Source organism: Vibrio sp. 1402 (assembly GCF_033340275.1).
On sequence record NZ_JAWOWE010000755.1, the window covers coordinates 1 to 508 of the forward strand.

1 pseudogene is annotated in these 508 nt (G+C 46.1%); it reads right to left on the reverse strand.

The annotated features are described in order from the left end of the window. Window positions 1-508: pseudogene (locus tag R7044_RS28310) on the reverse strand (hypothetical protein); the annotation flags it as partial.

Consider the following 508-nt stretch of genomic DNA (forward strand, 5'->3'; position numbering starts at 1 on the left):
TACCTCAATATAGCTTTCTTCCAACTGCTCTAAAGTAAATGGGAAAGTCAGGATGTCTTGTAAATACAATGTCGGTTTTGGCCCTTTGAGACCACGTCGTTCCCATGGATAAATGTCTAACATGGCATGCACGGTTCGGTAGAGCTCTTCTGCGGCTTGATCTTTTTCGGCAATCAGCATAGCGAGTCGATCGCTAGATAGGCGTGAAATGAGATCGCTTGGCGTCGTTAATGAGTGAACCAGTTCAGTGCACGCATCGAGAAACGCAGGATTGGAGTGACGAATCATGATCACCGCATGGTTAGAGCGTTTAAGCTCAGTCTTAAATAGAACCAGTTGTTCCCACCAATACGTTTCGGAAACGACGTTAGAAAACTGCTTTTCGGGATCGTATTCATGTTGAGAGCGAATACGATTGATGAGCTTGCGAGCACGTTGTTCGAGTTGGCGTTTTGAGCCGCGTGCTTTATCCATGCTAACCCGATTGGTCTGCTCTTTGAGCATTTTC